The following is a 24,163-nucleotide window of genomic DNA, read 5'->3' on the forward strand; positions in this document are numbered from 1 at the left end:
GGGTCGGCCCCGAGTCCGACCTGAAGGAGAGACTAGCCTGATGGGCGTGACACGCCGCGTAAAGATCGTCTGCACTCTTGGGCCCGCCACCTCGTCCCCGGAGCGCATCCGGGGTCTCGTCGAGGCCGGCATGAACGTGGCGAGGCTCAACTTCAGCCACGGCAGCCACGCCGACCACGAGGCGGTCTACCACCTGGTCCGGGAGGCGTCCAAGGCGGCAGGGAAGCCGGTGGCTGTCCTCGCCGACCTGCAGGGGCCCAAGATCCGGCTCGGTCGGTTCGCCGACGGCCCGCACGAGTGGCGCACCGGCGACTCGGTCGTGATCACCGGTGACGAGATCCTCGGCAGCAAGGAGCGGGTCTCCTGCACCTACCAGAAGCTGCCGCACGAGGTGAAGCCCGGTGACCGCCTGCTGATCGACGACGGCCGCGTCGCCGTCGAGGTCACCGACGTCACCGGCAACGACATCCGCTGCCTGGTCACCGAGGGCGGCCCGGTCTCCAACAACAAGGGCGTCTCGCTGCCCAACGTGGCGGTCAGCGTGCCCGCCATGTCGGAGAAGGACGCCGAGGATCTGCGCTTCTCCCTGGGCCTGGGCGTCGACCTGGTCGCGCTGTCCTTCGTCCGCTCGGCCGAGGACATCAAGCTCGTCCACAACATCATGGCCGAGCAGGGCGTGTACCGCCCGGTGCTGGCCAAGGTCGAGAAGCCGGAGGCGGTGGAACACCTCGAGGCCATCGTGCTGGCCTTCGACGGCGTGATGGTCGCCCGCGGTGACCTCGGCGTCGAGATGCCGCTGGACGAGGTCCCGCTGGTGCAGAAGCGCGCCGTGCAGCTGTGCCGCGAGAACGCCAAGCCGGTCATCGTGGCCACCCAGATGCTCGACTCCATGATCGAGAATTCCCGCCCCACCCGGGCGGAGGCCTCCGACGTCGCCAACGCGGTGCTCGACGGCGCGGACGCGGTCATGCTCTCCGGTGAGACCAGCGTCGGCAAGTACCCGGTGCTGACCGTCAGCACCATGGCCAAGATCGTGACGACCACCGAGGCCGGCTCGATCGGCGTGCCCCGGCTGCAGCACGACCCGCGTACCCACGGTGGCGCGCTCACCGTCGCCGCCTCGTCGATCGCCCGCGCCATCAACGCCAAGGCCCTGGTCGCCTTCTCGCAGACCGGTGACACCGTCCGACGGCTGTCCCGCCTGCACTGCGACCTGCCGCTGCTGGCGTTCACGCCGGTCCCCGAGGTGCGCGACCAGCTCGCCCTCACCTGGGGCGTGGAGACGTTCCTGATGCCGTTCGTGCAGCACACCGACGACATGTTCCGCCAGGTCGACCAGGCGCTGCTCGGCCTCGACCGGGCCAACCCCGGCGACTACGTGGTCATCGTGGCGGGCAGCCCGCCCGGCACTCCCGGCTCGACCAACACGCTGCGCGTGCACCAGCTCGGCTCGCTGGTCGACGCGGCGTCGGCGCGGGCGCTGCAGTGAGCGACGGTCGGGTCGCGGTCGGCCAGGCAGCGGTCGACCAGCTGCTGGAAGTGCTGGACCTCGACCCGACCGGCGACATGGCCTTCCGGGGGATGAGCCCCCCGGTCGGCCCACAGCGGGTGTACGGCGGCCAGGTCGCCGGTCAGGCCCTGGTCGCCGCCGGCCGCACCGTCGACCCGGAGCGGTTCGTGCACTCGCTGCACGGCTACTTCGTCCGCCCCGGCGACCCGGCCGAGCCGATCACATACCAGGTGGAGAACATCCGCGACGGCCGGTCCTTCTCGGTCCGCCGCGCGGTCGCGCTGCAGCACGACAAGCCGATCTTCTTCATGTCGGCGTCGTTCCAGCGGGCCGAGGAGGGCCTGGACCACCAGGTCACGGCCCCGCTGGACGTCCCGCCGCCGCAGGACGTGCCGACGATGTCCGACCGGCTCTCCCGCTACCCGGAGCGGCTGGGCATGTGGGGTCAGATCCCGCGACCGATCGACGTGCGTTATGTCGGCGAGCCCGGTTGGGTCCGTCCCGGTGACCGGCCCGCCGACCCGCACCAGCGCGTCTGGATGCGCATCGACGGCAAGCTGCCCGACGACCCGCTGCTGCACGCCTGCGCGCTCACCTACGCCTCGGACCTCACCCTGCTGGACTCGGTGCTCTCCGCGCACGGTGAGGTGTGGGGGCCGGGCGGGCTGGTCGGCGCGAGCCTGGACCACGCGCTCTGGTTCCACCGGCCGTTCCGCGCCGACGAGTGGTTCCTCTACGACTGTCTGAGCCCGTCGGCGTCCGGCGCGCGGGGGCTGGCCACCGGGCGGATGTTCACCACGGACGGCCAGCAGATCGCCAGCGCCGTCCAGGAGGGCCTGCTGCGCCGCGTGGGCGCCTGACACCGTCGGTGGCGTCCCCGGCAGACCCCGGGGGGCGCTGACGCCCGTCAGGCCTGGTGGATGGCCTCGCCGGCGATCTCGATCTGCACCGTCTTGCCGACCAGGACCCCGCCGCTCTCCAGCAGGACGTTCCAGAGCAGGCCGTAGTCCTCGCGGTTGATCTCAGCCGTCGCGCTGAATCCGAAGATGTTCTGCCCGTACGGATCCTGACGGGCACCGCCGAAATTCACCTCCAGGTCCACAGCCCGGGTGATTCCCTTCACGGTCAACTCACCGGTCAGCACGAATCGCCCGGGAGTGCCCTCGGACTGCGGCGGGACAATTGGACTCCGCCCCCGTCCACCGAGCCGGTGGCTACGCAGGCGGGCCCATTGGAAGATGGGATCCTCCTGGCCCTGCCATTTGATGCCGGTGCTTCGATATTCGAGGGTGGGATAGCGCTCCACGTCGAGGAAGTCGGCACTCTTCAGATGTGTGTCCCGGTCGACACTTCCGGTGGTGATGCTGGCCGACATGATGGTCGCCGTCACCGAGGAGAGCAGCGGGTCCTCCGCCACGAAGATCTGTGCGGTGGCCTCGGCGAACTCGCCGCGCACCGGGCTCACCATCATGTGCCGGGACAGGAAACCGATCCGCTTGTGCGCCTGATCGAGAAGATAGGTGCCGGCGACCGGGATCGTCATGCCATCCCAGGTGCGTGTGGCGATATCGGTCATCGTGTTGCCTTCCCCCCGATGTTTATCAATGTGCTTCCCGGCGCCGTTGCAACCGTTTGGCGGTCGCGCCCCCGCCCAGCATAAGGACGCGCCAGACCGGCATTCCGGCCCCCACCTCACGGTGGATCATGGCGCACTTTGAGCGGTCCTCGTCGACCGCCGGAACCGGCGTGAATTGCACGGGTCCCATCGATGCCTATCCGTTCGGCCGAGGGTCGCCCGCCCGGCCGGCTGACCGGGGGCTAACCTTGCCGACATGCGCCTCTCCGCCCGGGTCGACTACGCCCTCCGCGCGGCCGCCGAGCTTGCCGCGACGGCCAGTGGTCCTGGGCGCGGCCGGCCCGTCACGGCCGACCAGATCGCCCGTGCCCAGGAGATCCCGCCGAAGTTCCTGGAGAGCATCCTGCTGCAACTGCGCCGGGGTGGCATCGTGCACGCCCAGCGCGGCCCGGAGGGTGGCTACTGGCTGGCCCGCCCGGCCGAGGAGATCTCGCTCGCCGAGGTGATCCGGGTGATCGACGGCCCGCTAGCCCACGTCCGCGGGCAGCGCCCCGAGCAACTCGGCTACCACGGCCCGGCCCGCGCGCTCCAGGAGGTCTGGATCGCTCTCCGGGCCAGCGAACGGGAGATCCTGGAGTTGGTCAGCGTCGCCGACGTGGCCGCAGGCACCCTGCCCGCGCGGATCACCGAACTGGTCGCCGACCCGCGCGCCTGGATCTGAGCACCGACCTACCGCGCTGGCCCGGCTCGCCGCCCCCACGCTGGTCCGGCTCGGTGGCCTACCGCGCTGGCCTGGCTCGCCGGCTACCGCGCTGCTCCGGCTCGCTGCCCCCGCACTGGCCCGGTTCGGCGGCTACCGCACTGGCCCGGTTCGCCGGCGTCGCACTTGTCGCCCGCACCGTGCCGTCGCGTATGCGGCAGTGGCCGCGTCACGCCGCGGTGTGGCGCGGCGGTGTCTGCCGCGGCGCGAAACGCATCGACCATGGTGCGTCGCGCGGTGGGCGTCCCATTCACCGATCAGAGGCTTGACCGCGGCCGCCCCGTGCCGCATTGTCGACCAAATCGATAGGAGATACCGAAAAGTCAGGGGGCGCTCGTGCGCAAGCTGCTGGTTCTCGCTCTGGTCGGGCTCGTCGCGCAGCTGATCGACGGCTCGCTCGGCATGGCGTACGGGCTGACCTCGTCCACTCTGCTGCTGGTCGCCGGGGTCGCCCCGGCCGCCGCCTCGGCCTCGGTGCACCTGGCCGAGATCGGCACCACGCTCGCCGCCGGGTTCGCGCACTGGCGCTTCGGAAACGTCGACTGGCGGGTGGTCACCCGCATCGCCCTGCCCGGCGCCATCGGTGCCTTCGCCGGTGCCACAGTGCTCAGCTCGATCTCCACCCAGACCGCCGCGCCGTGGATGGCTGGCATCCTCTTCACACTCGGTGCGTACCTGCTGGTCCGCTTCGCCCGACCGCTACGCACCGACCGCGTCGGCAGCCGGCTACGCGGACGTTTCCTCGGACCCCTGGGCCTGGTCGCCGGCTTCGTCGACGCGACCGGCGGCGGTGGGTGGGGTCCGGTGGCCACCCCGGCGCTGCTCGTCTCCGGGCGTATGGAGCCTCGCAAGGTGATCGGCTCGGTGGACACCGCCGAGTTCGTCGTGGCCGGTGCGGCAAGCGTTGGCTTCCTGATCGGGCTGGGCTCCGAGGGGTTCCTGCTCCCGACCGTCGCCGCGTTGCTGATCGGCGGGCTCATCGCCGCTCCGCTGGCCGCCTGGCTGGTGCGCATCGTGCCCGCCCAACTGCTCGGCGCGGCGGTCGGCGGCGTGATCGTGCTGACCAACGCCCGCACGCTGATTCGCTCCGCCGAACTCGACGGCCCGATCCGCCCTGTCACGTACGCCCTGTTGGCCGCCGGCTGGCTGGCCGCCCTGGTGCTGGCCGTGCGCGCCCTTCGCCGCACCCGCCGGGCCCGCGCCGAAGCCGCCGAGGCCGCAGGCGCTTCCCCCGCAGCGGCCGTGCCCGCAGCGGCCGTGCCCGCAGCGGCCGTGCCCGCCGCGGCCGTGCCCGCCGTTGCTCCCGCCGGCGCGGTCGCGGCCGATCTCGCCGCCACGGGTACGCCCACCACTCGCTGAACCCATCTGGGGGAGCGGGATGAAGCGACGCCCGGTCAGATGTCGCGAATGCCACGGTCGAGTCACGAAGATCGTGGATGTCAACGCCCTCCCCTGCGGCGGAATGACTGTTCGTCAACCGAGCCTGCATCGCGATCTTGCACTTTCTGCCCCGACATTACGGTGCATTCCCGCTTAAATCAGCGACAGAAAGTGCAAGATCGGCGCGATTCTCCTGCTCGACGCGTCTTGATCTGCAAGTCCCGACAGTGCGGGGTGCGGGGTGCGCGGGGCCACGCGACGACGGCATGACCGGGGTTAGGGGGTGGGCAGGCTGTCGGCCGCCTCGGCGAGCAGTGTCCAGGCCTCGTCGACGTGTGCCTCGGTGCTCTGCGGCGAGCCGACCGCCAGTCGCAGCGTGTAGCGGCCGGTGATGCGGGTGTGTGTCAGGTACACGCGTCCGGTGGCGTTCACCGCGGCCAGTAGCGCGGCGTTGACGTCGTCGTCGGCGCGCAGCCGGAAGCAGACGAGCGAGAAGGGGTGCGCTGTCGTCAGTTCGAACCGGTCGTCGGCACGCACCCGTTGGGCGAACCGCTCGGCCAGCGCCACCCCGGAGCGGATGTGCGCCCGCAGCCCCTCGGCGCCGTACCAGCGCACCACGAACCACAGCTTCAGGGCGCGGAACCGTCGGCCCAGCGGCACCTGCCAGTCCCGGTAGTCGATCACCGCGCCGGATTCGGTTGCCGCGTTGCGCAGATACTCCGGCAGCACGGTCAGCGCGTCGATCAACTCGGCGCGGTCGGCCACCCAGAACGCGTTGCAGTCGAATCCGGTGAGCAGCCACTTGTGCGGGTCGAAGCAGTACGAATCGGCGTACTCCACGCCGGCGTGGGACCACCGCAGTTCGGGGCAGACGGCAGCCGAGCCGGCGTACGCGGCGTCCACGTGCAGCCAGATCCCGTACTCGGCGCAGATGGCTCCGATCTCGGGCAGCGGGTCGATGGCGGTGGTGGAGGTGGAGCCGATGGTCGCCACCACGATGGCGGGTACGTCTCCGGCGGCCAGGTCGGCCTCGATCGCCGCGCGGAGCGCGGCCGGCAGCAGTGCCTGGCTGTCCGGGTCCACCGCGATCGGACGGACGCCGTCGCTGCCCAGGCCGGCGATCCGCGCGGCCTTCTCGATGGAGGAGTGACCGTGCACGGAGGTGTAGGCGCGGTAGCGCCGGTCGAGGCCGGTGTCGCGCCAGCGGCCAGCGCTGGCCCGGTGCAGCGCGGCCAGGGTGGCCACCAGCGTCGCCGAGGACGCCGAGTCCTGGATGACCCCACCGCCGGTGTCGGTGGAGCGGAACCGCTGCGGCAGGTCCAGCAGTTGGGCCAGCCAGTCCATCAGCACCGTCTCCAGTTCGGTGCAGGCGGGGCTGGTGGCCCAGAGCATGCCCTGGACGCCGAGCCCGGAGCTGACCAGGTCACCGAGCACGCTCGGGCCCGAGGTGTTGGCGGGGAAGTAGCCGAAGAAGCCGGGGTGCTGCCAGTGGGTCAGTCCGGGTAGGACGATCGAGTCCAGGTCGGCGAGGACCGCCTCGACCCGTTCGCCGCCGACGGTGGGAGGTGCGGTCGGCAGAGCGGCGGCCACCGTGCCGGAGGGATCGGCGGGGGTGACCGGTCGTTGCGCGAGCGTCGTCCAGTAGTCGGCGATCCAGTCGACGACGGCGTGGCCGGCGCGCCGGAACTCGGCGGGGTCCATGTGGGGAGCACTCATCCGAAGGAGTTGATCAGGCATCGATCGTCGGGGCAAGGGGAGGCCGGCGCGGCATCGAACAACGGTCATCGATGTTGCGGTACGGAAAGCGCTTGCCCTACGATGCGCGGTGAGTCGGATCCGCGAGTTCCAGGGCGTTTCACCCCCGATCAGATCGCCGTCCGCCGCCGTAGCGGCGCGACGGGTCCACTGTGCGTTCCGGGCAGGGCCGGTGGGCCGCCGCGATCACCCGCGGATCCTCGGAGGCAGTCCATGCACCCGTCCAGACATCGGCTGATCCTGCTCGCCGGCACGACGGCCGCCGCCGTCGTGGCCGGCACCCTCGGCACGGTGGTCGCCTCGGCCGCCGCTGTCGGCTGCCGGGTCGACTACCAGATCACCAACCAGTGGCAGGGTGGCTTCGGCGCCAACGTCACCGTCACCAACCTCGGCGATCCGGTCGACGGGTGGGCTCTCACCTGGTCGTACCCCGCCGGGCAACAGGTCGCCCAGGCGTGGAGCGCCGCCGTCACCCAGTCCGGCGCTCAGGTCACCGCACGTAACGTCGACTACAACGCCGCCATCGCCACCAACGGCAGCGCCGGGTTCGGCTTCAACGGTTCGTGGACCGGCGGCAATCCGGTGCCGACCACCTTCGCGCTCAATGGCGCCACCTGCACCGGCACCCCGGCCACCGACGGACCGACCACCCCACCGCCGACGACTCCGCCCCCGACCACGCCACCGCCGACGACTCCGCCCCCGACCACGCCACCGCCGACGACTCCGCCCCCGACCACACCGCCCCCGACCACACCTCCGGCCGGGGCGAAACAGATGGAGAACCTGGACCGAGGGTTGGTCAGCGTCCGCTCCGGTGGTGGCAACCTGGTGTCCTGGCGGCTGCTCGGCACCGAGACCTCCGGGGTGGCGTTCAACCTCTACCGGGGGTCGACCAGGGTCAACGCCAGCCCGATCACCGGCGCCACCACCTACCTCGACAGCGGCGCGGCGGCCGGCTCGGCGTACACCGTGCGGGCCGTGGTCGGCGGCGCCGAGCAGGCGGCGTCGGCACCGGCGCTGCAGTTCGGCAACGGCTACCTGGACGTGCCGTTGCAGGTCCCGGCCGGGGGCACCACCCCCAGCGGGGAGAGCTACACCTACAGCGCCAACGACGCCTCGGTCGGGGACCTCAACGGCGACGGCAGCTACGAGATCGTGCTCAAGTGGGACCCGTCGAACGCCAAGGACAACTCGCAGTCCGGCTACACCGGAAACGTCTACGTCGACGCGTACACCCTGACCGGCACCCGGCTGTGGCGGATCGACCTGGGCCGCAACATCCGGGCCGGCGCCCACTACACCCAATTCCAGGTGTACGACTACGACGGCGACGGCCGCGCCGAGGTGGCTATGAAGACCGCCGACGGCACTCGTTCCGGCACCGGCCAGCTCATCGGTTCGTCGTCGGCGGACCACCGTAACTCCGGCGGCTACGTGCTGGCCGGTCCGGAGTACCTGACCATGTTCAACGGCCAGACCGGCGCGGTGCTCTCCACCGTCAGCTACGACCCGCCGCGCGGCACGGTGTCGTCCTGGGGCGACTCGTACGGCAACCGGGTGGACCGGTTCCTCGCCGGCACCGCGTACCTGGACGGGCAGCGCCCCTCGCTGATCATGGCCCGGGGCTACTACACCCGCGCGGTGATCGCGGCGTGGGACTTCCGCAACGGCACGCTGACCAAGCGCTGGACGTTCGACTCGAACTCCTCCGGCAACGGCGCCGCTGCCGGCCAGGGCAACCACCAGCTCTCGGTGGCCGACGTCGACGCCGACGGCCGCCAGGAGATCGTCTACGGCGCCGCCACCATCGACGACAACGGTCGGTTGCTCTACTCGACGGGCAACGGGCACGGCGACGCGATGCACGTCGGTGACCTCGACCCGGGCCGCGCCGGCCTGGAGGTGTTCAAGGTCGACGAGGACGCCAGCAAGCCCAGCTCCTGGTTCGCCGACGCCCGTACCGGTCAGATCCTGTGGTCCACGCCGGCCTCCGGCGACAACGGTCGGGGTGTCTCGGCGGACATCTGGGCCGGCAGCCCCGGCGCGGAGTCGTGGTCGTCGGCGGTCGGCGGGCTGGCCAACACCAGAGGTCAGAACATCGGGCGCAAGCCGTCGTCGGCGAACTTCCTCGCCTGGTGGGACGGCGACCCGGTCCGCGAGCTGCTGGACGGCACGAAGATCGACAAGTACGGCACCGGCGGCGAGACCCGGCTGCTCACCGGCGACCAGGTGGCGTCCAACAACGGCACCAAGTCCACTCCGGCGCTCTCCGGCGACATCCTGGGTGACTGGCGGGAGGAGGTGATCTGGCGAACCAGCGACAGTCGGGCCCTGCGCATCTACAGCACACCCACGCCGACCAGCACCCGGATCCACACCCTGATGCACGACCCGCAGTACCGGGTGGCGATCGCGTGGCAGAACACGGCCTACAACCAGCCGCCACACCCGGGGTTCTTCATCGGCGACGGAATGGCCAGCCCACCCACCCCGAATATCTACCTACGTTGATCTGACCCCTGGCGGACCCGAGCGGGGTCGCCTAGGGTGGCAGGCACCGGGCCGCAGCCGCGGAATCCGCTCAGCTCCGGCCCGGTGCGCCACACCGCGGCATTCCCGACCCGTCCCGACCGGGTATGCCGTACCACCACCGGCACCAACATTAGGCAGCATCGGGGTCGGCAGGGTGACGCTGACGTGAAGATCGTGTTTCATGCCCCCCGGTGCAGGCCGCCCGCCACCTGCTCGGCAATCAACTCGTACGACCGCACCCGGTCGGCGACGTCGTACACCAGCGTGGTCAGCATCAGCTCGTCCGCGCCGGTGCGTTCCACCAGTTCGGTGAGCTGCCGGCGCACCGTCTCCGGCGAGCCCATCGCCTGACCGTCGCGGCGTTGCAGGACGAACTCCCGCTCGATCTCGGAGTACGGGTACGCCGCCGCCTCGTCGGGCGTCGACAGCGGTTCCGGCCGGCCGGAACGCAACTTCAAGAACGACAACGCGCTCGGCCCCGCCAGCCACTCGGCCCGCTCGTCGGTCTCCGCGCACACCGCGTTGACCGCCACCATCGCGTACGGCTTGTCCAGCCACTGCGACGGTCGGAAGTTCTGCCGGTAGAGGGCCAGCGCCGGCAGGGTGTTCGCCGAGCTGAAGTGGTGCGCGAAGGAGAACGGCAGACCGAGCAGGCCGGCGAGCTGGGCGCTGAAACCGCTGGAGCCCAACAGCCACACAGCCGGCTGCTCACCGTGGCCCGGGGTGGCGATGATCTGCCCCGGCTTCTCCCCACTGAAGTAGTTCATCAGGTCGGCCAGCTCGCGCGGGAAACCCTCCGCGGACAGGCCCTCCATGGTGCGCCGCAACGCCAGCGCGGTCACCTGGTCGGTGCCCGGCGCCCGGCCGATGCCCAGGTCGATCCGGCCCGGGTGCAGCGCCTCCAGGGTGCCGAACTGCTCCGCCACCACCAACGGCGCGTGGTTGGGCAGCATCACCCCACCCGAGCCGAGACGGATCGTCGACGTGTTCGCCGCCAGGTGCGCCAGCAGCACGGCGGGGGCGGAGCTGGCGATCGCCGGCATGTTGTGGTGCTCGGCCACCCAGAACCGGTGGTAGCCCAACTCCTCGGTGCGGCGGGCCAACTCGGTGGTGGCCTCCAGGGCCGCGCCGACGGTGGTGCTCTTGGCGACCGGGGCAAGATCAAGAACAGACAACGGTACGGTGATCACACGGTCAGCCAACCCGTCTCCGGCCGGCTTTGTTCCGGCAAACGGGTTTTCGTCGGCCAGCTCACCCGCCGCTCAGCCCATCCCGCGCGCCTGCTCGAAGATCAGACTGGTCTGGGTGTGCTGCACCACCGGATCGACCGCGAGGTGGTCCAGCACGAAGTCGCGCAGCGCGTCACCGGACGCCGCCCGCACGTGCAGCACGTAGTCCTCCGCACCGGCCACGTGGAACACCGAGACCACTCCGGGCAGCCGCACCGACCGGGCCCGGAAGGCATCCACCGCCGCCCGCTCGTGCGCGGTCAGCCGTACCGACACCAGCGCCTGCAACGGCAGCCCGAGCGCGGCCGGGTCCACCTCGGCGTGGAAGCCGCGGATCGCGCCCCGCTCGCGCAGCGCCCGGGTACGGGTCAGACACGTCGACGGCGCCACCCCGACCCGCTCGGCGAGAGCGTTGTTCGGCAGCCGGCCATCCGCCGCCAGCTCGGTCAGAATCGCGCGGTCCACCTCGTCCAGGGCCGGATACGGCCGCACATCGTTCGGCTCAGGAGACATCCGGCCATCCTCGCCCGAATCCTCCGCCGAAACCAATGCCCTGGACAGAATCATCTGCCGAACCATTGCTTCCCAGGTAGAAGATGTTCGACGCTACCCGGCATGGCAGCGATGGACACCCGGGCCGTACACGCCGGTCGCGACGACCTCCGCACCCTCGGCGTGCACGTGCCACCCATCGACCTGTCCACCACCAACCCACTGCCCTCGGTCGACGACGGCGGCGCCGCGTACGAACAACTCGCCACCGGCGGCACCCTCCCCAGCGCCGGCGGCGCCGTCTACCAGCGGCTCTGGAACCCCACCGTCGCCCGCTTCGAGACGGCCCTCGCCGAGTTGGAAGGCACCCCGCAGGCCGTCGCCTTCGCCAGCGGCATGGCGGCCCTCACCGCCACCCTGCTCGCCGCCGCCCGCGACGACCGCCGGCACGTCGTCGCCGTCCGGCCCCTCTACGGCGGAACGGACCACGTCCTCGCCACCGGCCTGCTCGGCACCACCGTCACCTGGGCCCACCCCGACGAGGTCACCGCCGCCATCCGCCCCGACACCGCGCTGGTCATCGCCGAGACGCCCGCCAACCCCACCCTCGACTTGGTCGACATCGCCGCCGTCGCCGCCGCGGCCGGCGACGTCCCGCTGCTCGTCGACAACACCGTCGCCACCCCCGTCCTGCAACAACCCGCCCGGCACGGCGCCACCCTCGTCCTGCACAGCGCCACCAAGAGCATCGGTGGACACGGCGACGTCCTCGCCGGCATCGTCGCCTGCGACGCCGACTGGGCCGCGCGACTACGTCAGGTCCGCGCGCTCACCGGCGCGATCCTGCACCCGCTCGGCGGCTACCTGCTGCACCGCGGCCTGCAGACCCTGCCGCTGCGCGTGCGCGCCCAGCAGGCCACCGCCGAGAAGCTCGCCGGTTGGCTCGCCGGCCACCCCGCCGTACACCGGGTGCACCACCCCTCGGCGCACGACCCGGCGGCGCTGGTCGGTCGCCAGATGGCCGGACCCGGCAGCCTGCTCGCCTTCGAGGTTCGCGGCGGCGCACCCGCCGCGGCCGCCGTCGCCGTCGCCTGCCACCTCATCACGCACGCGGTGTCCCTCGGCGGCGTCGACACCCTCATCCAGCACCCCGCCTCGCTCACCCACCGCCCGGTGGACGGCGACGCGAAACCCGCGGCCGGCCTCCTGCGTCTCTCGGTCGGCCTGGAAGACGCCGAAGACCTCCGCGCCGACCTTGCCCAGGCCCTCGCCGGGATCGGCTGACCGGCGCCCGGTCACCTCAGCTCGCGGTTGCCCAACACCCGGGTCGGCGAGCCCAGCCGGGCCACCCGCAACATGGCGCGACCGATCCCGTCGGTGGTGGTGACCTGGTTCGGGAACAGTCGACGCAGCACCGGGAAGAGCGGTTGCGTGACGGCGTACCCGAGCCGGTACCACCGCGTCTTCGACACCGCCCCGTACGTCGGCTGGATGAAACCCGGCCGCGCCGCGTAGCCGTTGGGCAGCAGATCCATGATCGCGTTCTCGGCACGCCCCTTGACCCGCGCCCACATCACCCGACCCCGACCCGACGAGTCGGTCCCCTGACCCGAGACGTAGACGAACGTGGCCTGCGGGCTCACCTCCGCCAACAGCCGCGCCGCCGCGAGTGGGTAGTCGTAGCTGACCCGCGTGTACGCCGCCTCGTCGAGGCCCAGCGAGGACACCCCCAGGCAGTAGAAGCAGGCATCCACGCCGGTCAACTCGGCGCGCACCGCGTCCAACTCGCCCACGTCGGCGACCGTCAGCTCCCGCAGCTTCCGATCCTGCCGACCGGTCGGCCGCCGGCCGACGGTCAGCACCTCCCGCACGTCGTCGGCGAGCAGACACTCGCGCAACACGCCCTGACCGACCATCCCGGTCGCACCGAAGACAACCACCCGCATCAGATCCACCCCTGTCGCCGCCTGCGTCTCGCCCTGATCGTCAGCCAGGCTCCACGGTAGGCGTGATCCGCGCGGTAACGGTCAGGACTTCGGGCCGACGTGCCGGTCCAGGGTGGCGACGGCGTCGCGCCGCGCCACCGACAGCGAGTTGCGCCGGTTCATCCGCCAGGCGACGCCGAGCAGGTCGAGGCTCCACTGGCAGAGCCCCATGATGTCGACCGACTCGTTGACGAACATGTAGCGCGGGTAGATGTAGTGCCGGCCTCGCGTCGTGACCCGGTTGGCTGTTCGGCAGCCGTCGGAGTGGAAGAGCCCGCGCAGGAAGTCGCCGGGGTGAACCTCCAGAATCGGCCGTTGCCAGTCGGTCAGGACGATCGGTCGCTCGTGCTTCTTGCCTGGGCCGTGCTGTGGCAGCAGGCACGGCCAGTGGCTGCCGTAACTCTGCACGCCGACGCAACCCTGTTTCTGGACCCGCTGCACCTTCGACGCCAGAACGGCTCGCATGGCCAGGTCGCACGCCTCAATCAACCCTGGCCACCCATTGGAACAGTAGATGCGCAACACGGGGACGCGTGCCGCTGTCACCAGGTGGCCGTCGCCCAGGTAGAGACCGAGCAGGTAGGCGTAGGCGGCGGGGTCGGTCGGATTCTGGACATCCGGTCGGCACCGGAAGCACCGTAGCTCCGTGCCGCGCTTCACCGGCTCGGGTCGATCGACGCACCAGTGCCAGACGGTTGCGTACGGCAACGAGAGCTTCCGAGCTACGGATTGAATGCTGTGTCCGCGAACGCGGAGTGCGCGGGCCTGTGCCCGCATCTGCGGTGGATGCACTTCCACATCATCGAACAGGTGTATGACAAGAGTGCCGGGAGCGGGATTCGAACCCGCAAGCCCTTTCGGGCAGAAGTGTTTGAGACTTCCGTGTATGCCGTTCCACCATCCCGGCGGGTGGCGCCTACTGTACCCGACTACTCTCATGCGGGAGCATGGGTGGTAGCCGTGCAGTGATCGATGGTGGGGGTTGGGCTGGTGGCTGAGATGCCGACGGATGCCGAGCGCAGGCGCGTGTTGATCGCCGAGGACGAGGCGCTGATCCGGCTGGACCTCGCCGAGATGCTCGTCGAAGAGGGTTACGAGGTGGTGGGGGAGGCCGGGGACGGTGAGACAGCCGTCCGCCTCGCCGAGGAGCTGAAGCCGGATCTGGTCATCCTCGACATCAAAATGCCGATCATGGATGGGCTGGCCGCCGCCGAGCGGATCGCCGGCGCCCGGATCGCCCCGGTGATCATCCTGACCGCGTTCAGCCAGCGTGACCTGGTCGAGCGGGCGCGGGCGGCGGGCGCGATGGCGTACCTCGTGAAGCCCTTCCAGAAGAGCGACCTGGTCCCGGCGGTGGAGATCGCGCTGTCGCGCTACTCCGAGGTCGCGGCCCTGGAGGCGGAGGTCGCGAGCCTGACCGACCGCCTGGAGATCCGCAAGGCGGTGGAGCGCGCCAAGGGCGCGTTGATGACCACGTACGGGATGACCGAGCCGCAGGCGTTCAAGTGGATCCAGCGCACGGCGATGGACCACCGAATGACCATGAAAGAGGTCGCCGAGCGGATCCTCGCGGAGACCGCCGGCGGCGAGGTGTCGCAGCAGCCGACCGTCTGATCGTTGTCAGGGGCTCGGCGGCGGGCGATCGGATCGATAGCATCACCTGCGTGTCGGTCCGGCGTGCGATCGCGATGTTCGTGGTTGCCGTCGCGCTGCTCGCCGGCTGCCGGGCCACCGAGGACGAGCGCCCACCCGAACCAGCCCGCCCACGGTGGGAGAAGGCGGACCTGCCGGTGCCCCCGGGCTCCCCGGGTCGGCTCATCGTGCGCGATGTGACCGCCTGCGCTGGTCAGTGGTACGCGGTCGGCGCGGTGGGTGCCGCGGACGGCGGAACCCGGCCGGCGGCCTGGCGCAGCGCGGACGGCCGAGGTTGGGCGCCGCTGCCGTCGCGACCGATCAGTTACTACGGCGAGCGCGCGATCCTCTATGCCGTCGGCTGCCACCAGGGCCGGATCGCCGTCGTCGGCGCCCGCTCGGGTGGTGCGCACGGCAATCCACGGGTGCGGACGTGGCGGCAGGACACCGACGGCGGTCTGACCGAGGTGCCGGCGGAGTTCGAGTTGTACGGCGGACCGGACGCGGTCAGCGTGAGCCGCATCGCGGGTGGTGCCGGCGGATGGCTGATCGCGGGTGCCCGGACGGGCGGCGCGGCGGTGTGGCGTTCCCCGGACGCGGCCGGCTTCGCCTTGGTCGACGACGCTCCCGGGCTGGCAAGTGATTCGAGGCTGACGACGATCGCCACGGATGCGCTCGCGGTACCCGACGGCTGGTTGGTCGGTGGCGCCGGCCGGCCGGTGGACCGGGCCGACCGCGATCCGTTCGTCTGGTCGGGGGAGGGCCGGACGTGGACGCGGCTGGCGTTGCCGGCGACGAACGCGGACGAGATCGTGCAGCGTCTCGTCCGGGTCGGTGCCGTCGTGCACGCCCTGGGGGTGCGGGGCAGCGGGTTCCAGGCGTGGGCGTTCGTGCCCGGCGCCGGGTCGCCGGGGACGGCGACGGGTGCGGGCGAGTGGCGGGCGGTCGCCGGGTTCGGGGCGACGGGCACCGGGGCGGTGGCGGGGGTGGAGGCGGCCGCCGGCGGTGGTGACGTGTTGCTGGCGATGACGGTGGCGGCCGACGGACATCGGCTGTGGCGGTCGGCCGCGGATGGCGCGTCCTGGGTGCCGGTGGCGCTGCCGGTGGAGGTCTCCGCTGGTGGGGACACGTCGGCGGCGGTTGCGACGCAGGACGGTCGGATGGTGGTCACCGTCGATGACGGGGTGGCGGCGAAGGTGTGGTTCGCGCCTTCCGGGCATGTCTGACGGGTTGTCGACATCCGCCGATGTGACATCTAAACGCGAGGTTCCCCCTCTCTGGTAACGGTTGAGTCAATGCCGCCTACGACACCTTACGGTGAGTAGTGCTTGTGGGATAACGTCCCGCCCCAGACCGGGTGAACGGTCCGGTCCGTTGTCGCCTTGGCGTTCTGCCAGGTGCCGGCGGGCTTCTGGACGGAGGAGGGTTCCAGCCTTGAGGCAAAACTTCGTGCGCGTCCTCGGCAGCGTCGCCATCTTGGCGCTTGTTGCCGGCGGCGCCAGCGCATGTAAGAAGGACGAGGGCACGTCGGAAGGTTCCGCCAACAAGGCGTGCGACCTCAAGATCGGTTTCTTCGGCGCGCTCTCCGGCGCCGACGCCGGCCTGGTCACCCCGATGAAGCAGGGTGCCGACCTGGCCGTGGAGAAGTACAACGCGGCGAACGCGGACTGCAAGGTCACCGTTCAGGCGTTCGACTCGCAGGGCAAGGCCGACCTGGCCGGTGGCCTCGCGACCAGCGCGGCGGCCGACACGAAGATCGTGGCGATGGTCGGACCGGCGTTCTCCGGTGAGAGCGAGGTCGCGCTGCCGATCTTCGACACCGCGGGTCTCGCCGTCATCAGCCCGTCGGCCACGCGGCCGAGCCTGTCGGAGAAGGGCTGGAAGGTCTTCCACCGCGGTGTGGGTAACGACTTCTCCCAGGGCCCGGCGATCGCCAGCTACATCAAGAACGTGCTGAAGGCCCAGAAGGCCTTCGTCATCGACGACCAGTCGGCGTACGGCGCGGGTCTGGCCGACGAGGCCAAGAAGGGCCTCGGTTCGCTGATCATCGGCACCGACAAGGTCGTCGACAACGCGCAGGAGTTCGGTGCGCAGATCTCCAAGGTGAAGACCAGCGGCGCGACGGTGCTGTTCTACGCGGGTTACACCGAGGAGGCGGCGCCGTTCCTGAAGCAGCTGCGGGCTGCGGGCTGGACCGGCACGTTCATCGGCGGCGACGGCATCAACGACGCCAACATGCTGTCGGTGACCGGGCAGAAGGACGTCGAGGGCACCATCGCGACCTGCCCGTGTGGCCCGGCCACCGCGGCCAAGGGCACCTTCGTGACCGACTTCAAGGCCAAGTACAACGTGGACCCGGGTGTGTACGCGGACGTGTCGTTCGACCTGGCCAACATCTACCTTGAGGCGATCAAGGGCGGCAAGACCAGCCGCGCCGACATCCAGGCCTTCCTCTCCACCTACAACAAGGCCGGTTCCGCCTCGGGCGTGACCTACAAGTGGGAGGCCAGCGGCGAGCTGGACCCGGCCCAGGTCAAGGTGTGGGCCTTCAAGGCGGCCGCCGGTGCGTGGGTTCCTGACGTGGAGATCCCGAAGGCCTGATCCCGTCGAGGGTCACAGGTTGAGGGCGTGACGAACAGAGTTGGTTTCGAGGCGGCCGGGGTGCGTAACCCCGGCCGCGTCGACTCAGCGCAACACCCTTCGGAGCATCGGTGGACTTTGCAGAACTCGTCCGGGGCTTCCCGGAACTGACCACAACCGGGTTGGTGCAAGGAGCGATCTACGCGCTCATCGCCCTTGGCTACACCCTCGTCTACGGCGTACTTCGCCTGATCAACTTCGCGCACTCCGAGGTCTTCATGATCGGCACGTTCGGTGCCATCTGGACCTGGGCGGCCTTCGGGCTCGATAGCAACAGCGGCGCTCCGTCGGTGGGTAAGGCGCTGCTCCTCATCGCACTCGCGATCGTGGCGGCGGCGTTGCTGTCCGGCAGCGTCGCGCTACTGATCGAGGTTACCGCATACCGTCCGCTACGGCGGCGTAACGCGCCGCCACTGGCCTTCCTGATCACGGCCATCGGCGCGTCGTACGCGCTGATGGAGTTGATGGGCACGCTGACCCAGCGCCGCCAGGTCGGCTCGCCGGCTCTGCTGCCCTCCGACACGCTGTTCAGCATCGGTGGCTGGAGCGTCACGCCGGTGCAGATGCTGACGCTGAGCGTGGCCATCCTGATGATGGTCGGGCTGGACTGGTTCGTTAACCGCACCCGTTTCGGCAAGGGCATCCGCGCGGTCGCGCAGGACGCGAACACTGCCGCGCTGATGGGTGTCAACAAGAGCCGCGTGATCGCGCTGGTCTTCGTGCTGGGTGGTCTGATGGCCGGTGTGGCCGCTGTCTTCAGTGACATGAAGAGCGGAAACACCCGGTACAACATCGGCTTCCTGCTCGGCCTCAAGGCGTTCTCCGCCGCGGTGCTGGGCGGTATCGGCAACCTGCGGGGCGCGGCGATCGGCGGCATTCTGCTGGGTCTGGTCGAGAACTACGGGTCGGCGCTGTTCGGCTCGCAGTGGCGGGATCTCATCGCGTTCGTGGTGTTGATCGTCCTGCTCATGTTCCGGCCGACCGGTCTGCTGGGCGAGTCGTTGGGGAGGGCGCGGGCATGACCGCTCTGCGAGAGCGTTGGCACTCCGCATCGAGTGCCTTCGGTCGGCGGGTCGACGGCCTGCCGAAGTCCGCCCGGATCACCGGGTTGCTGGCCTTCGTCGCCTTCCTCTACGTCCTGCCGAACAAGTGGTTCTACGAGTACCTGAACATTCCGGGTCTGTGGATCCCGCTGTACACGACGCGCAACGACATGGCGGCGGTGCTGTTCTACTGCGCGTGGATCGTGCTGCTGTCGCTCGGTCTCAACGTGGTGGTCGGGTACGCGGGCCTGTTGGACCTGGGCTTCTTCGGCTTCTTCGCCGTCGGTGCGTACACGGTGGCGTTGCTGACGTCGCCGGAGAGCAAGCTGATCACCGAGTACAACTGGCTGGAGAGCCCGTGGCCCTGGCTGGTCACGGTGCCGATCGCGGTCTCCCTGGCGTTCCTGTCCGGTGTGCTGTTGGGCGCTCCGACGCTGCGGCTGCGTGGTGACTACCTGGCGATCGTGACGCTCGGTTTCGCGGAGATGATCCGGATCATCGCCAAGAACCAGGACTGGATCTTCAACGGTGACCGGGGCATCCCGCAGGTGGCCCACCCGCCGGGCAAGAACCCGGACGGTACCGCCATCTTCCAGTTCGAGTTCAAGCCGTACTACTGGCTGCTGCTCACCGTGATCATCGGTGTCGTCTTCCTGATCCGTAACCTGGCCAACAGTCGGGTGGGTCGGGCCTGGGTCGCGATCCGTGAGGACGAGGACGCGGCCGAGCTGATGGGCGTGCCGACCTTCCGGTTCAAACTGTGGGCGTTCGCCATCGGCGCGGCGGTCGGCGGGTTGTCCGGCACGCTGTGGGCCGGTCAGGCCAACTTCGTCAACTCCTCGACGTTCTCCTTGGAGAACTCGATTCTGGTGTTGGCGGCGGTGCTGCTCGGTGGCGCGGGCAGCATCGGCGGTGCGATCCTCGGTGGCTTCCTGGTCATCTACATTCCGGAGTGGCTGCGGTCGGTGGGTGATGTCTTCGGCCTGCCGGAGACGGCTACCGTCTTCGGCAACGACTTCGACGTGAGCCCGACGTCGTTGCGCTACTTCATCTTCGGGATCCTGCTGATCATCGTGATGATCTTCCGACCGCAGGGTCTCTGGCCGAACCGGCGGCGCGCCGCCGAGCTCAAGGACCGGCAGAAGGAGGTGGCTGTCGTTGAGTGAGCCACGGATGGGTAGCGAGCGCGACGCCACCAGCGAGCGGGACATGGCGATCGACGCCCGGACGACGGTGGGTACCCCGCCGGAGACCTCGTCCACACCGGACGAGGTGGTCAGCGAGCCGACCCCGACCAATGGTCGTAAGCCGCTGCTGGAGGTCGACCACGTCACGCTGCGGTTCGGCGGCGTGGTGGCCCTCAACGACGTCAACTTCACCCTCTACGAGGGGGAGATCCTCGGGCTGATCGGCCCGAACGGCGCGGGCAAGACCACCTGCTTCAACGCGATGACGGGCGTCTACGCCCCGACGACCGGGCAGATCCGGTTCCGGGGCGAGAAGGTCAGCGGCCGTAAGCGGTTCCAGATCACCAAGATGGGCATCGCACGTACCTTCCAGAACATCCGGCTCTTCCCGGAGATGACGGCACTGGAAAATGTGCAGGTCGGCGCGGACGCCAACCACAAGACCAGCGTCCCGAGCGCCCTGCTGCGGTTGCCGCGGCACTGGCGGGAGGAGCGACAGGGCAAGGCGAAGGCCCGCGAGCTGCTGGAGTTCGTCGGCATCCAGGGCCGCGCCGGCGACCTGGCCCGCAACCTGTCGTACGGCGACCAGCGCCGTCTGGAGATCGCTCGGGCCCTGGCCACCGATCCCACCCTGCTCTGCCTCGACGAGCCGGCCGCCGGCTTCAACCCCGCCGAGAAGGTGGCCCTGCTGCAGCTGATCCGCAAGATCCGCGACTCGGGGGTCACCGTCCTGCTGATCGAGCACGACATGCGCCTGGTCATGGGCGTGGTGGACCGGTTGGTGGTGCTGGAGTTCGGGCAGAAGATCGCCGAGGGGTCGCCGGCCGAGGTGCGCGACGATCCCAAGGTGATCGCGGCCTACCTGGGAGGTGTCGAGGATGCTGCTTGAGATCGACAACCTGAAGCTGCTCTACGGTCGGATCGAGGCGCTGCACGGCATCAGCCTGCACGTGGACCAGGGCGAGATCGTGGCGCTCATCGGCGCGAACGGCGCCGGCAAGACCACGACCATGAAGGCGATCTCGGGGCTGCACGCCATCTCCGGCGGCAGCATCAAGTTCGAGGGCAACGATGTCAGCCGGCTCCGCGCCGACCTCCGGGTGATCCGGGGCATCGGGCAGTCACCGGAGGGACGTGGGGTGTTCCCCGGCATGACCGTGCTGGAGAACCTGGAGATGGGGGCCTACACCCGTCGGGACAAGGCCGAGATCACCAAGGACCTCTCCATGGTCTTCGACCTGTTCCCCCGGCTGCACGAGCGCCGGAAGCAGGCCGGTGGCACGCTCTCCGGCGGTGAGCAGCAGATGCTGGCGGTGGGTCGGGCACTGATGACCCGTCCGAAGCTGCTGCTGCTGGACGAGCCGTCGATGGGGCTGGCGCCCAAGTTGATCCAGCAGATCTTCGAGATCATCACGCGGATCAACGAGCAGGGCACCACCATCCTGCTGGTCGAGCAGAACGCCCAGCAGGCGCTCTCCCGGGCTCACCGGGGGTACGTGCTGGAGACCGGTCGGATCGTCAAGGAGGGCACCGGCGAGCAACTCCTGCACGACCCGGCGGTCAAGGAGGCGTACCTCGGCGTTGCCTGAGTGACATGTGTGGCGGCCGGTCATCCCGTGGGGAGGGCCGGCCGTCGCCGTCGCGCGGGCTGGCCGTTTCGACGTCGGCGCGCGTGGTGCCGCCGCCCAGGGTTGTCGGTGCGACGGACTAGAGTCGCTGCCGTGACAGCTACGACACCGCGCCTGCTTCTCGTCGACGGACATTCCATGGCATACCGGGCGTTCTTCGCTCTGCCTGTGGAAAACTTCTCCACCACGACGGGTCAGCCGACCAACGCGGTGTACGGCTTCACCTCGATGCTGATCAACGTGCTGCGCGACGAGCAGCCCAGCCACATCGTGGTGGCCTTCGACGTCTCCCGCCACTCCTTCCGCACCGACAGGTACGCGGAGTACAAGGCCGGCCGCAGCGAGACCCCGACCGACTTCAAGGGCCAGGTCAGCCTGGTCAAGGAAGTCCTGGCCGCGCTCCAGATCCCGGTGGTGGAGAAGGAGGGCTTCGAGGCCGACGACGTCATCGCCACCCTGGCCTGCCAGGCGCGTGACCAGGGCATGACGGTGCTGATCAGCAGCGGCGACCGCGACGCGTTCCAGCTGGTCGACGACCAGATCACCGTCCTCTACCCGCGTAAGGGCGTCTCCGACCTGGCCCGGATGGACCCGGCGGCGATCGAGGCGAAGTACGGCGTTGCGCCGCAGCAGTACCGGGACCTCGCCGCGCTGGTCGGCGAGACCAGCGACAACCTGCCCGGCATCCCGGGTGTCGGCCCGAAGACCGCCGCCAAGTGGATCACCACGTACGGCGGCGTGGAGGGCGTCATCGCCCGCGCCGACGAGATCAAGGGCAAGGCCGGCGACAGCCTGCGGGAGCGGCTCGCCGACGTGATCCGCAACTACGAGATCAACCGCCTGGTGTCCGACCTGGAGCTGCCGCTGCGCCCGGAGGACGCCAGGTGGACCGGTTGGGACCGGGAGGCGGTGCACCAGGTCTTCGACACGCTGGAGTTCCGCATCCTGCGTGACCGCCTCTACCAGTACCTGGAGGCGGTCGAGCCGGAGGCCGAGTCGGGCTTCGACCTCACCGGCGAGGTGCTCACCGAGCCCGGCGCGCTGGCCGGCTGGCTGAGCACGCACGCGCCGACCGGCACCCCGGTCGGGTTGGCGGTCAAGCTCGACAGCGGCCCCAACCGCCGGCACACCGCCTCGATCACCGGTCTCGCGTTGGCCACCGCCGGCGGCGCGGCGGCCTGGGTCGATCCCAGCGGCCTCGACGCCACCGACGAGGGCGCCCTGGCCGGCTGGGTGGCCGACGCGCAACGGCCCAAGGTGCTGCACGACAGCAAGCCGGCAGTGCTGGCCTGCGCCGCGCACGGCTGGCAGCTCGCCGGCATCGTCCGCGACACCCAGATCGCCGCGTACCTGGCCCGCCCCGACCAGCGGTCCTACGACCTGACCGACCTGGCGCTGCGCTACCTGCACCGCGAGCTGCGGGTGGACGTCCCGGAGTCCGGTCAGCTCACCCTCGACGGGCTCGGCGACGAAGGCGTGGCCGAGCAGAACCTGATGCTCCAGGCCCGCGCCACCCTCGACCTGGCCGACGCGATCGACGCCGAGTTGTCCCGCGACGGCGAGCAGTCGGCCCGGCTGATGGCCGGGGTGGAGCTGCCGCTGATGCGGGTCCTGGCCACCATGGAGAGCACCGGCATCGCCGCCGACAACGACTATCTCCACGAGTTGGAGGCGCACTTCGCCGGTGAGGTCAAGACCGCCGCGCAGGGCGCGTACGAGGCGGTGGGTCGGGAGTTCAACCTCGGCTCACCCAAGCAGTTGCAGGAGATCCTCTTCACCGAGCTGGGCCTGCCGAAGACCAAGAAGATCAAGACGGGCTACACCACCGACGCCGACGCACTGCAGTGGCTCTACGCGCAGCAGCCGCACCCGGTGCTGGCCCACCTGCTGCGCCACCGGGACGTGGCCAAGCTGAAGTCGACAGTCGACGGACTGCTCAAGTCGGTCTCCGACGACGGCCGGATCCACACCACCTTCAACCAGACGGTCGCGGCCACCGGTCGGCTCTCCTCCACCGAGCCCAACCTGCAGAACATCCCGATCCGCACCGAGGAGGGCCGGCGCATCCGTCGGGCCTTCGTGGTGGGGGAGGGCTACGAGAGCCTGCTCACGGCCGACTACAGCCAGATCGAGATGCGCATCATGGCGCACCTCAGCTCGGACGACGCGTTGATCGAGGCGTTCAACTCCGGCGCCGACTTCCACGCCGCCACCGCCTCGTCGGTCTTCGGGGTGCCGCTCGACGAGGTCACCCCCGACCAGCGTCGCAAGATCAAGGCCATGAACTACGGCCTGGCGTACGGGTTGAGCGCCTTCGGTCTGTCCCAGCAGCTCGGGATCAACACCGAGGAGGCACGTGGGCTGATGGAAAACTACTTCGCCGGCTTCGGCGGGGTGCGCGACTACCTGCACCAGGTGGTCGCCCGGGCCCGCCAGGACGGCTACACCTCCACCATCCTCGGTCGCCGTCGCTACCTCCCCGACCTGGTCAGCGACAACCGGCAGCGCCGTGACATCGCCGAGCGGATGGCGCTCAACGCCCCGATCCAGGGTTCCGCGGCCGACATCATCAAGGTGGCGATGCTGCACGTCGACACCGCGCTCGGCGAGGCAGGGCTGCGCTCGCGGATGCTGTTGCAGGTGCACGACGAATTGGTCTTCGAGGTCGCCCCCGGCGAGCGGGAGGCGTTGAAGGCACTGGTCCGGCACGAGATGGGCGGGGCGTACCCGCTGTCGGTGCCGTTGGAGGTGTCGGTCGGCGAGGGGCGCGACTGGAACAGCGCTGATCACTGATTGTGTGGTTGCGGTGAG

20 protein-coding genes and 1 tRNA gene are annotated in these 24,163 nt (G+C 70.0%); 14 read left to right on the forward strand and 7 right to left on the reverse strand.

What is annotated here, in order from left to right; genetic code table 11:
* Positions 1-40 precede the first annotated feature (40 nt).
* Positions 41-1,489 (forward strand): pyruvate kinase, encoded by a 1,449-nt coding sequence (gene pyk, locus ACFYPM_RS18415; RefSeq protein ID WP_387197943.1) that lies wholly within the window; start codon positions 41-43, stop codon positions 1,487-1,489.
* Positions 1,486-2,370 carry an acyl-CoA thioesterase gene (locus ACFYPM_RS18420; RefSeq protein ID WP_387197946.1) on the forward strand — a complete coding sequence of 295 codons (885 nt, stop codon included), beginning with the start codon at positions 1,486-1,488 and terminating at the stop codon, positions 2,368-2,370. Before pyk ends, ACFYPM_RS18420 begins: the two co-directional genes overlap by 4 nt.
* A 47-nt stretch (positions 2,371-2,417) precedes the next feature.
* On the opposite strand, the gene ACFYPM_RS18425 is transcribed toward ACFYPM_RS18420, so the two are convergent.
* Positions 2,418-3,086 (reverse strand): YceI family protein, encoded by a 669-nt coding sequence (locus tag ACFYPM_RS18425; protein WP_357374430.1) that lies wholly within the window; start codon positions 3,084-3,086, stop codon positions 2,418-2,420.
* Between the two features lie 256 nt (positions 3,087-3,342).
* Between ACFYPM_RS18425 and ACFYPM_RS18430 the strand changes: the two genes are divergently transcribed.
* Positions 3,343-3,807 carry an Rrf2 family transcriptional regulator gene (locus tag ACFYPM_RS18430; protein WP_357410768.1) on the forward strand — a complete coding sequence of 155 codons (465 nt, stop codon included), beginning with the start codon at positions 3,343-3,345 and terminating at the stop codon, positions 3,805-3,807.
* 375 nt (positions 3,808-4,182) lie between these two features.
* Positions 4,183-5,205, forward strand: a complete 1,023-nt coding sequence (locus tag ACFYPM_RS18435) for a sulfite exporter TauE/SafE family protein (protein ID WP_387197950.1) — start codon at positions 4,183-4,185, stop codon at positions 5,203-5,205.
* Positions 5,206-5,502: 297 nt separating this feature from the next.
* Here ACFYPM_RS18435 and ACFYPM_RS18440 read toward each other — a convergent pair whose 3' ends face one another.
* Entirely contained in the window at positions 5,503-6,942 is a 1,440-nt protein-coding gene (locus ACFYPM_RS18440) for a pyridoxal-dependent decarboxylase (RefSeq protein WP_387197953.1), read from the reverse strand.
* Between the two features lie 252 nt (positions 6,943-7,194).
* On the opposite strand from ACFYPM_RS18440, the gene ACFYPM_RS18445 reads away from it, so the two are divergent.
* Complete coding sequence (locus ACFYPM_RS18445; RefSeq protein WP_387197956.1) at positions 7,195-9,495, forward strand: cellulose binding domain-containing protein; 2,301 nt, start codon at positions 7,195-7,197, stop codon at positions 9,493-9,495.
* Between the two features lie 200 nt (positions 9,496-9,695).
* On the opposite strand, the gene ACFYPM_RS18450 is transcribed toward ACFYPM_RS18445, so the two are convergent.
* Together ACFYPM_RS18450 and ACFYPM_RS18455 are read right to left on the reverse strand one after the other, a co-directional pair.
* On the reverse strand, positions 9,696-10,718 hold the full coding sequence (locus ACFYPM_RS18450; RefSeq protein WP_357251254.1) for an LLM class flavin-dependent oxidoreductase: 1,023 nt from the start codon (positions 10,716-10,718) through the stop codon (positions 9,696-9,698).
* Between the two features lie 60 nt (positions 10,719-10,778).
* Entirely contained in the window at positions 10,779-11,258 is a 480-nt protein-coding gene (locus ACFYPM_RS18455; RefSeq protein ID WP_124815755.1) for an Lrp/AsnC family transcriptional regulator, read from the reverse strand.
* A 102-nt stretch (positions 11,259-11,360) separates the two neighbouring features.
* On the opposite strand from ACFYPM_RS18455, the gene ACFYPM_RS18460 reads away from it, so the two are divergent.
* On the forward strand, positions 11,361-12,521 hold the full coding sequence (locus ACFYPM_RS18460) for a trans-sulfuration enzyme family protein (RefSeq protein WP_387197960.1): 1,161 nt from the start codon (positions 11,361-11,363) through the stop codon (positions 12,519-12,521).
* 11 nt (positions 12,522-12,532) lie between these two features.
* On the opposite strand, the gene ACFYPM_RS18465 is transcribed toward ACFYPM_RS18460, so the two are convergent.
* The 3 genes from ACFYPM_RS18465 to ACFYPM_RS18475 form a co-directional block, all read right to left on the reverse strand.
* Positions 12,533-13,183 (reverse strand): NAD-dependent epimerase/dehydratase family protein, encoded by a 651-nt coding sequence (locus tag ACFYPM_RS18465; protein WP_387197963.1) that lies wholly within the window; start codon positions 13,181-13,183, stop codon positions 12,533-12,535.
* An 81-nt stretch (positions 13,184-13,264) separates the two neighbouring features.
* Entirely contained in the window at positions 13,265-13,930 is a 666-nt protein-coding gene (locus ACFYPM_RS18470) for a transcriptional regulator (protein WP_387197966.1), read from the reverse strand.
* 116 nt (positions 13,931-14,046) lie between these two features.
* A tRNA-Leu gene (locus ACFYPM_RS18475) sits at positions 14,047-14,129 on the reverse strand.
* A gap of 83 nt (positions 14,130-14,212) precedes the next feature.
* Between ACFYPM_RS18475 and ACFYPM_RS18480 the strand changes: the two genes are divergently transcribed.
* From ACFYPM_RS18480 to polA, 8 genes are all read left to right on the forward strand, one after another.
* Positions 14,213-14,836: an ANTAR domain-containing response regulator gene (locus ACFYPM_RS18480; protein ID WP_088991522.1), complete on the forward strand. Its 624-nt coding sequence runs from the start codon at positions 14,213-14,215 to the stop codon at positions 14,834-14,836.
* Between the two features lie 50 nt (positions 14,837-14,886).
* Complete coding sequence (locus ACFYPM_RS18485) at positions 14,887-16,080, forward strand: hypothetical protein (RefSeq protein ID WP_387197969.1); 1,194 nt, start codon at positions 14,887-14,889, stop codon at positions 16,078-16,080.
* Between the two features lie 208 nt (positions 16,081-16,288).
* Positions 16,289-17,455, forward strand: coding sequence for a branched-chain amino acid ABC transporter substrate-binding protein (locus ACFYPM_RS18490; RefSeq protein ID WP_387197972.1), 1,167 nt, complete (start codon positions 16,289-16,291; stop codon positions 17,453-17,455).
* 110 nt (positions 17,456-17,565) lie between these two features.
* Positions 17,566-18,516, forward strand: coding sequence for a branched-chain amino acid ABC transporter permease (locus tag ACFYPM_RS18495; protein WP_357251269.1), 951 nt, complete (start codon positions 17,566-17,568; stop codon positions 18,514-18,516).
* The gene (locus ACFYPM_RS18500; protein ID WP_357374450.1) at positions 18,513-19,703 is read left to right on the forward strand and encodes a branched-chain amino acid ABC transporter permease; all 1,191 of its coding nucleotides are present in this window, start codon (positions 18,513-18,515) and stop codon (positions 19,701-19,703) included. The genes ACFYPM_RS18495 and ACFYPM_RS18500 overlap by 4 nt, the downstream gene beginning before the upstream one ends.
* 7 nt (positions 19,704-19,710) lie before the next feature.
* Entirely contained in the window at positions 19,711-20,613 is a 903-nt protein-coding gene (locus ACFYPM_RS18505; protein ID WP_387197975.1) for an ABC transporter ATP-binding protein, read from the forward strand.
* A complete protein-coding gene (locus tag ACFYPM_RS18510; protein WP_357251275.1) occupies positions 20,603-21,313 on the forward strand; it encodes an ABC transporter ATP-binding protein in 711 nt (236 codons plus the stop codon). Before ACFYPM_RS18505 ends, ACFYPM_RS18510 begins: the two co-directional genes overlap by 11 nt.
* A gap of 132 nt (positions 21,314-21,445) precedes the next feature.
* Positions 21,446-24,145 (forward strand): DNA polymerase I, encoded by a 2,700-nt coding sequence (gene polA, locus ACFYPM_RS18515; RefSeq protein ID WP_387197978.1) that lies wholly within the window; start codon positions 21,446-21,448, stop codon positions 24,143-24,145.
* The last annotated feature ends 18 nt before the right edge of the window (positions 24,146-24,163 follow it).

This window comes from Micromonospora sp. NPDC005203 (genome assembly GCF_042872705.1).
Lineage (GTDB): Bacteria > Actinomycetota > Actinomycetes > Mycobacteriales > Micromonosporaceae > Micromonospora.

Bases quoted from the DNA above. Each gene is read 5' to 3' on its own strand.
- pyk (WP_387197943.1), top strand. From the start codon at position 41: ATGGGCGTGACACGCCGCGTAAAGATCGTCTGCACTCTTGGGCCCGCC.
- ACFYPM_RS18425 (WP_357374430.1), bottom strand. From the start codon at position 3,086: ATGACCGATATCGCCACACGCACCTGGGATGGCATGACGATCCCGGTC.
- ACFYPM_RS18430 (WP_357410768.1), top strand. From the start codon at position 3,343: ATGCGCCTCTCCGCCCGGGTCGACTACGCCCTCCGCGCGGCCGCCGAG.
- ACFYPM_RS18440 (WP_387197953.1), bottom strand. From the start codon at position 6,942: ATGAGTGCTCCCCACATGGACCCCGCCGAGTTCCGGCGCGCCGGCCAC.
- ACFYPM_RS18445 (WP_387197956.1), top strand. From the start codon at position 7,195: ATGCACCCGTCCAGACATCGGCTGATCCTGCTCGCCGGCACGACGGCC.
- ACFYPM_RS18455 (WP_124815755.1), bottom strand. From the start codon at position 11,258: ATGTCTCCTGAGCCGAACGATGTGCGGCCGTATCCGGCCCTGGACGAG.
- ACFYPM_RS18460 (WP_387197960.1), top strand. From the start codon at position 11,361: ATGGCAGCGATGGACACCCGGGCCGTACACGCCGGTCGCGACGACCTC.
- ACFYPM_RS18465 (WP_387197963.1), bottom strand. From the start codon at position 13,183: ATGCGGGTGGTTGTCTTCGGTGCGACCGGGATGGTCGGTCAGGGCGTG.
- ACFYPM_RS18500 (WP_357374450.1), top strand. From the start codon at position 18,513: ATGACCGCTCTGCGAGAGCGTTGGCACTCCGCATCGAGTGCCTTCGGT.
- ACFYPM_RS18505 (WP_387197975.1), top strand. From the start codon at position 19,711: ATGGGTAGCGAGCGCGACGCCACCAGCGAGCGGGACATGGCGATCGAC.
- ACFYPM_RS18510 (WP_357251275.1), top strand. From the start codon at position 20,603: ATGCTGCTTGAGATCGACAACCTGAAGCTGCTCTACGGTCGGATCGAG.